At 69.4% G+C, this 7,125-nt stretch carries 7 protein-coding genes; 2 read left to right on the forward strand and 5 right to left on the reverse strand.

Annotation, left to right across the window (positions count from 1 at the left end; genetic code table 11):
- Positions 1-27: 27 nt before the first annotated feature.
- A complete protein-coding gene (locus AC2VOR_RS20870) occupies positions 28-1,512 on the forward strand; it encodes a flavin-containing monooxygenase (protein ID WP_486964443.1) in 1,485 nt (494 codons plus the stop codon).
- Between the two features lie 15 nt (positions 1,513-1,527).
- Here the strand turns inward: AC2VOR_RS20870 and AC2VOR_RS20875 are convergent, their stop codons facing one another.
- The 5 genes from AC2VOR_RS20875 to AC2VOR_RS20895 form a co-directional block, all read right to left on the reverse strand.
- A complete protein-coding gene (locus tag AC2VOR_RS20875; RefSeq protein ID WP_486964444.1) occupies positions 1,528-2,553 on the reverse strand; it encodes a hypothetical protein in 1,026 nt (341 codons plus the stop codon).
- A 23-nt stretch (positions 2,554-2,576) separates the two neighbouring features.
- Entirely contained in the window at positions 2,577-3,233 is a 657-nt protein-coding gene (locus tag AC2VOR_RS20880; RefSeq protein WP_369739220.1) for a DUF5642 family protein, read from the reverse strand.
- A gap of 192 nt (positions 3,234-3,425) precedes the next feature.
- The gene (ypfJ, locus tag AC2VOR_RS20885) at positions 3,426-4,307 is read right to left on the reverse strand and encodes a KPN_02809 family neutral zinc metallopeptidase (protein WP_369739219.1); all 882 of its coding nucleotides are present in this window, start codon (positions 4,305-4,307) and stop codon (positions 3,426-3,428) included.
- Positions 4,308-4,316: 9 nt separating this feature from the next.
- Positions 4,317-4,814, reverse strand: a complete 498-nt coding sequence (locus tag AC2VOR_RS20890; protein ID WP_369739218.1) for an SRPBCC family protein — start codon at positions 4,812-4,814, stop codon at positions 4,317-4,319.
- Positions 4,815-4,895: 81 nt separating this feature from the next.
- Positions 4,896-5,783, reverse strand: coding sequence for an oxidoreductase (locus AC2VOR_RS20895; protein WP_369741647.1), 888 nt, complete (start codon positions 5,781-5,783; stop codon positions 4,896-4,898).
- A gap of 77 nt (positions 5,784-5,860) precedes the next feature.
- Here AC2VOR_RS20895 and aspS point away from each other — a divergent pair.
- On the forward strand, positions 5,861-7,125 hold a 1,265-nt coding region (aspS, locus tag AC2VOR_RS20900; RefSeq protein ID WP_486964445.1), incomplete at its 3' end, for an aspartate--tRNA ligase.

A 7,125-nucleotide genomic window follows, 5' to 3' on the forward strand; every position in this document is an offset into this window, starting at 1 on the left:
GGCGCTGTCGGGTACGGTTTGGAAAGTATGGGCGTGCAGCAATTCGACGCCGTCATCGTGGGGGCGGGTTTCGGGGGCATCGGTGCGGCGATTCAGCTCAACCGGCTGGGCTACGACAACATCCTGATCGTCGACCGCGAAAGCGACCTGGGCGGAACGTGGCATGTCAACCATTACCCGGGCCTCACCGTCGACGTCCCGTCGACCACCTATTCCTACTGGTTCGAACCCAACCCGTACTGGTCGCGGCTGTTCGCGCCGGGCGCGGAGGTCAAACGGTATGCCGAGCATGTCGCCGACAAGTACGACGTGCGCCGCCACATGCGGTTCAACAGCACCGTCGAGGGCGCGCGCTGGGACGACGAGGCCCGGCGCTGGGAGGTTTCGCTCGCCGGCGGCGACACGCTCGGTGCGCAGTTCCTGATCGCGGCGACCGGCTTCCTGTGCCAGCCGCGCACCCCGGACATCCCGGGCATCGAGACGTTCGGCGGGCGCGTCGTGCACACCGCCGACTGGGACGACGCCTACTCCTTCGCCGGGCGCCGCGCCGCGGTCATCGGCACGGGTTCCACCGGGGTGCAGGTGATCCCGGAGCTGGCCAAGGAGGCCGCCGAGCTGACCGTCTACCAGCGCACCCCCATCTGGGTCATGCCCAAGCTCGACGTCGGGTTCCCGCCCCCGGTGCAGCGGCTGTTCGCCCGGGTGCCGGCCGCGCAGCGCGTCGTGCGGTGGTTCACCGACATGGCCATGGACCTGATGATGGTTATCGCGATGTGGCGGTTCCGCAGGTTCCGGTGGGTCAACAAGGCCGCGTCGGATCTCTCGAAGCTGCACCGGCTGCTGGCGGTGCGCGACAAGGATGTGTGGCGGAAGCTGAACCCCGAGTACGACTTCGGCTGCAAGCGGCCCACGATCTCCAACTCCTATTACCGGGCCTTCACCAAGCCGCACGTGCACCTGGAGACCGGCGGCATCGAACGCATCGAACCCGACGGCATCGTGGGCCGCGACGGCACCAAACGCACCATCGACACGCTGGTCCTGGCCACCGGGTACGACGTCTGGGAAGCCAACCTACCCGCGATCGAGGTGATCGGCCGGGACGGCCGCAACCTCGGAAAATGGTGGCGGGAGAACAGGTTTCAGGCCTACGAAGGCATCTCGGTGCCCAACTTCCCGAACTTTCTGACCATGGCCAGCCCGTACGCGTGGGTGGGCCTGTCGTGGTTCAACACCGTCGAATACCAGATGCGGCACATGAATCGGTTGTTCGGGGAACTGCAGCGGCGGGGTGCGGGCACCTTCGAGGTCACCGAGCAGGCCAACGCCCGCTTCCTGGACCGGATGACCGAGTTGCTCGACGACTCGGTCTTCTACGCCGGCAACTGCGCGAACTCGCGGTCGTACTGGTTCTGCCCCAGCGGGGAGGCGCCGCTGTTCCGGCCGACGTCGGTGTACGAGGCCGTCGCCGAGCAGGACCGGTTCCCGTTGAGCGACTACGCGATCGCCTGACGCGCCGCCGGGGTTCTATCCGGTCGTGGCCGCGCAGGCTCCCAGAACGGTGGTGGAGGCGTAGGTCGCGGCGTTGGCCAGATGGTTGTCCGCCGGACTGTAGGTCGGTATCGCCACGACGAACGCGCGCCGGTACTGCGCCGAGAGCACCGCGAAGTCCTGCAGCGTCGGGTTCCCGGCGCGCCGGCCGAGCAGTTCCAGCTTGCCGGCAAAGGCGTTCATCACCGGAGCGACGGCGAAATTGGTCGCCTTCTGCTCCTTGTTCCACCACAAGGCGGGGAGGTTGGGGTTGATCTTCTGCCAGTCGGCGGTTTGTCGGCCGAATTCGTCCAGCGCGGATTTCCAATCGGCGCATATGGGATTGGGTTTGGTGAGGAAGCGCTGCGGCTTGGCGATGTTGCCCACCGGTGCGACCTGTGACGGCGGGGCCGGCGGCGGTACGACCGGCCCGCGCTCCGCTGCCGAGCCGTCGGCAACCGCCGCGCAGATCGCCCCCAGCGCCGAGGAGGCGCTGTTCGCGGTGCCCGCCAGGGTGTCGTCGGCCGGGGTGTAGTGCGGGATGTGCTCGGCGTAGGCGCGCGCATAGGCGATGAACTGCTCGTAGAGTTCCCGCACCACCCGATGCGGCGTCAGCTTGACCAGTCCGACGGTTTGCGCGGCGGCGTTGCCCATGGCTTGACCCGCGGCGAGGAACTGGATGCGTTGCTTGTCGTTCCATGCCGAAGCCGGAACGGACCGGTCCCGGTCGTTCCACAGGCCCTGCCCGCCGGTCGCGAGGCTGTTGTTGATGGCTGTCCACGCCGGACATGTGGGATCGTCGACGACCACGGTGACCGGGCCGACGTCCCGTGCGCTGGCGACCTCCGACGTTTCGGCGGGCGCCGATGCCGACGGGGGAGCCGACGACGAATCGTTGGCCCCGTTGCGGCCGAGCAGCGTCGATGTGGCCAACGCGGCGGCCAGCACCGCGACCGCCGTCAGCGCTATCAAGGCCCACTTCGGGCGGTTGCTGCGCCTCGACGCACCGTCATCCGAAGTCATGGGCGCCAAGCTTAGCCAGCGCCTCAGCCGCGGATGGCCGAAACGGCGTCGGTCAGCAGGCGGCGTGCGCGGTCGACGTCGATCGACGACGGCGGCTGGTTCGGCGCCGTCAGCGGGGTCGCGGTGACCACCACCAACGACCGCCCGAGGTAGGCGGCGAAGCGGTAGACCTCCTGGGACTGGGCCTTCTCGCCGACTTTGGCCTCGATCTGGCGGTATGTGCCCAGCGTGTGGGCGCCCTCGATGTGTGGTGCATCCACCGCGTCGACGACACCGTTGAGGTTGGGGCCGCTGAACGTCACGTGCTTGCACTGGTCGGGGATGGCTTCGAAGGGCAACTCGTCGGCGGTCTGGAAGGCGACCGTGACGAACCGGTTGCCCTTGCCGTCGGCGAACACCGCGGCCATCTTGCCCTGCGTGCCCAGCGGCAGCCGCTGTCCGGTGGTGTACTTGCCGCAGTCCGCCGGCTCGAACGTCACGTTGGGCGGCAGGCCCTGCGATCCCTCCAGCTGCGGGTCGATCCCCGTGGGTCCCTTGCCCTTGACGCGGAATTCCGGACCGAACGTCGACTCGACGGTGAACACCTTCTTGATGTCCGCCGGGTGGGCTGACTCGCCCGACGAGCAGGCCGCGACCAGACCGGCGCAGGACAGGCCGAGCAATGCCTTGAGAACGGACACCCAGGCAATGTATCGAAGTGCAGCCTTCGTGCCCAGCCCACCCGCCGAAGAGCCGCGCAATATGGCCGATAGCCGTGGCCTCCCGCCCCACCTCGCCACCATCGTCGGTCGTATTTCGCAGTGAGTGAACGCTATTCGGGCACAGACTCTGGCGTCAGCCGAGGCGCCGGGATCGGGGGCGAGCGCGGCCCGTCAGCCGAGATTGGCGGCGGAGAAGGTGTTGCACTTGTTGGGGTTGCCGGTTTGGTAGCCGGTGGTGAACCACTTCTGGCGCTGGGCCGAGGATCCGTGCGTCCACGACTCGGGGTTGATGTGCCCGGTCGCGGCCTTCTGGATGCGGTCGTCGCCGACCGACGCCGCCGCCGAGAGGGCGTCGCGGATGTCTTTGTCGCTCAACGGCTCCAGGTAGGGGACGCCGGTGCTCTCCTGTTTGACGGTGGACGCGTAGTGGGCCCACACGCCGGCGTAGCAGTCCGCCTGCAACTCGGTGCGCACGCCGTTGCCGAGGGCGCCCTGGGCGCCCTGCTGGGCGCGGCCGATGATGCCCTGCAGTTGCTGCACGTGATGGCCGTACTCGTGGGCAACCACGTATTCCTGCGCGAACGGCCCTCCGCTGGAACCGAACTGGTTGACGAGGACCTGGAAGAAGTCGGTGTCGAAGTAGGCCGTCTGGTCCACCGGGCAGTAGAACGGGCCGACCGCGCTGGTGGCCGGACCGCAGCCGGTGTTGACGCTGCCGGTGAACAGGCGCATTCGCGGGCGGGTGTAGTCGCGCATCAGCTGATGCCAGACCGCGTCCACGGAATTGCCGGTCGCCACCACGCGACACTGCACGTACTTGTTGGCGTCGGCCCCGGTCCGGCACCGGCTCAAGTCGAAGCCGCTGGCCACGTCGTCGCGGGTGTCCATCGGCTGCTGGCTGGTGATGCCGCCGGGATCGACGCCGAAGAACAACGCCGCGAACAGGATCAGCAACCCGCCGATGCCCCCGCCCAGGGCGATCCGCATCCCGCCGACGCCCCCGGACGTGGACGCGGCGCTGGTGTCGATCTGCATCCCCTCGTTGAAGGTCATCGCGCGCTCCTAACTCGGCCGGGCCGCGTGGGCGTCGGTGTAGCGGCGCAGGTTGCTCAGGAACCGGCGCAGGCCCAGGTTCAGCAGCGGGGCGACCACGACCATCGCCAGCCGCGCCGGACCGGCGGGTTTCTGCGCCATCGTCCACGTCAGCCGGCAGCCGCCGGGGATGGCCTCGGCGCGGTAGTCTTCGGCGAACGCCGCTACCGCCTTTGTCGAGCATTCGTTGAACCGGAATGCCATGCGAGTGAACGGTTCCCACGCGAGGAACTCCTCGTCGCCCACGATGCCGCCGCGCATCTGCACGGTGCGGGTGGTGCCGACACCGCGCGGCTCGGGGCTGGTCCAGGTCACCTTGGTGATCACCGGCGCCCAGCGCGGCCAGGCCTCGGCGTTGCCGAGCACGTCGAACAGTTGCTCGGGCGTGATGGCCAGGTCGACGCTGTTGCGGAAACGGAACGGTGCGGTGTCGATGAAGGTCAGGTCGACACGCTCGCAGCGGAACATGGCCACCAACCTAGCGCGAGCGCTCGCAGAAGCCCCCATTTCGTGGCGAAATGAGGGGCTTTTGCGATTGCTTGCGCGGCATCAGCCGGGGCCGTCGCTCGCCGCCGCCAGCAGCGGCACCAGCACGTCGCTGATCGGTGTGGCCAGGCCGTTCGCACGCGCCCTGCGCACGACCACGCCGTTGCGGATGTCCCATTCCAAACGCCGGCGGTGCTCCCGGTCGGCCAGCATCGAGGTGCCCATGTCCTCGGGGCCGCGACGGAACAGGTCCACCAGCTCCTCGACCACGTCGTCGGCGAGGCGGGCCCCCTCGGCCCGGGCCACGGCGAGGCACTCGGTGACGTAGCGGCGCGACAGCGCGGCGACGTCGTCGCGGCGGAACATGCCCGATCGGCGCCCGGACAGCACCATGAAACCCGCCAGCGCGTTGACGAGCAGCTTGCGCCACGCCGCGGTGATGAAGTCGGGGTCGCAGTCCACCCGGCAGCCGGCGCCGCGCAACAGCCCGGCGACCGTCTCCGCCGCGGGCCCGCTGGGCAGCACCAGCGCGGGCTCGCCGCGCAGCCGCACCCACCCGTCGGGCTGGGTCTCGGAGCCGAACCACACGATTCCCGGCACCACCGGCGAGGCCGGGCGGTGCGGCTGCACCTGCTCGACCTGTTCGACCCCGTTCTGCAGCACCGCGACGATGGTGTGTTCGGCGCACAGCCGGGCCAGCCAGCCCGCGGCCGCGTCGTTCTGGGTGGCCTTGACCGCCAGGACCAGCACGTCGACCGGGCCGTCGACCTCGGACGGGTCGGTGTGCACCGGCCCGGGAACCACGATCGGTTCCGCGCCGTCGGGCCGCAGCTCGATGTGGTCCCGGGGCGTGTGACCGCACAACAGGACCCGGTGCCCGGCCGCATGGAGCAGCGCGGCGATCGTCGTGCCGACGGCGCCGGGACCGACGAGTGCGATGTTGGTGGCGATGGGACAGAAATTACCTCCTCTAGACTGGGCATTCGTTCCAGCCCTTCAAAAGCCCTTGAAAGCCCATTACAAGAGGAGTGTTTGTGCTGCGCAGCCACGCCGCCGGTTCGCTGCGGAAGACCGACGCCGGCCAGCAGGTGACGCTGGCGGGCTGGGTGGCCCGCCGCCGCGACCACGGCGGCGTCATCTTCATCGACCTGCGCGATGCGTCGGGTGTCGCCCAGGTGGTGTTTCGCGACCCGGCCGTCCTGGAGCAGGCGCACCGCTTGCGCGCCGAGTTCTGCGTCGCGGTCTCCGGGGTCGTCGAGGTCCGCCCGGAGGGCAACGCCAACCCGGAGATCGCCACCGGCGACATCGAGGTCGACGCCGCGTCGCTGACCGTGCTGGGTGAGAGCGCGCCGCTGCCCTTCCAGCTCGACGAGCCCGCCGGCGAGGAGCTGCGGCTGAAGTACCGCTACCTCGACCTGCGCCGCGACGGCCCGGCCGCCGCGATGCGGTTGCGCTCCAAGGTGAATGCTGCCGCCCGCGCGGTGCTGGCGGGTCACGACTTCGTCGAGGTCGAGACGCCGACCATCACCCGCTCGACGCCGGAGGGTGCCCGCGACTTCCTGGTTCCGGCCCGCCTGCACCCCGGTTCGTTCTACGCCCTGCCGCAGAGCCCGCAGCTGTTCAAGCAGCTGCTGATGGAGGCCGGGATGGAGCGCTACTACCAGATCGCCCGCTGCTACCGGGACGAGGACTTCCGCGCCGATCGCCAGCCCGAGTTCACCCAGCTCGACATAGAGATGAGCTTCGTCGACGCCGAGGACATCATCGCGGTCTCCGAGGAGATCCTGTCCGCGCTGTGGGCGCTGATCGGCTACGACATTCCGCGGCCCATCCCGCGGATCAGCTACGCCGACGCGATGCGGCGCTTCGGCTCTGACAAGCCCGACATGCGGTTCGGGCTGGAGCTCGTCGAGTGCACGAAGTTCTTCTCCGACACCACCTTTCGGGTGTTCCAGGCGCCCTATGTCGGCGCCGTGGTGATGCCCGGCGGGGCGTCGCAGCCGCGACGCACCCTGGACGGCTGGCAGGAGTGGGCCAAGCAGCGCGGGCACAAGGGGCTGGCCTATGTGCTGGTCGGCGACGACGGCGCCCTGGGCGGCCCGGTGGCCAAGAACCTGAGCGACGCCGAACGCGACGGCCTGCCCGCGTACGTCGGGGCGAAGCCGGGGGACTGCGTCTTCTTCTCGGCCGGCCCGGCCAAGCCCTCGCGGGCCCTGCTGGGCGCGGCCCGCGGCGAGATCGCCCACCGGCTGGGCCTGATCGACCCCGACGCCTGGGCGTTCGTCTGGGTGGT

The sequence above is a fragment of the Mycobacterium sp. TH-M103 genome (assembly GCF_057473785.1).

Excerpts from the sequence above, each read along its gene's own strand:
- AC2VOR_RS20870 (WP_486964443.1), top strand. The coding sequence starts at position 28 with ATGGGCGTGCAGCAATTCGACGCCGTCATCGTGGGGGCGGGTTTCGGG.
- AC2VOR_RS20875 (WP_486964444.1), bottom strand. The coding sequence starts at position 2,553 with ATGACTTCGGATGACGGTGCGTCGAGGCGCAGCAACCGCCCGAAGTGG.
- ypfJ (WP_369739219.1), bottom strand. The coding sequence starts at position 4,307 with ATGACCTTCAACGAGGGGATGCAGATCGACACCAGCGCCGCGTCCACG.
- AC2VOR_RS20890 (WP_369739218.1), bottom strand. The coding sequence starts at position 4,814 with ATGTTCCGCTGCGAGCGTGTCGACCTGACCTTCATCGACACCGCACCG.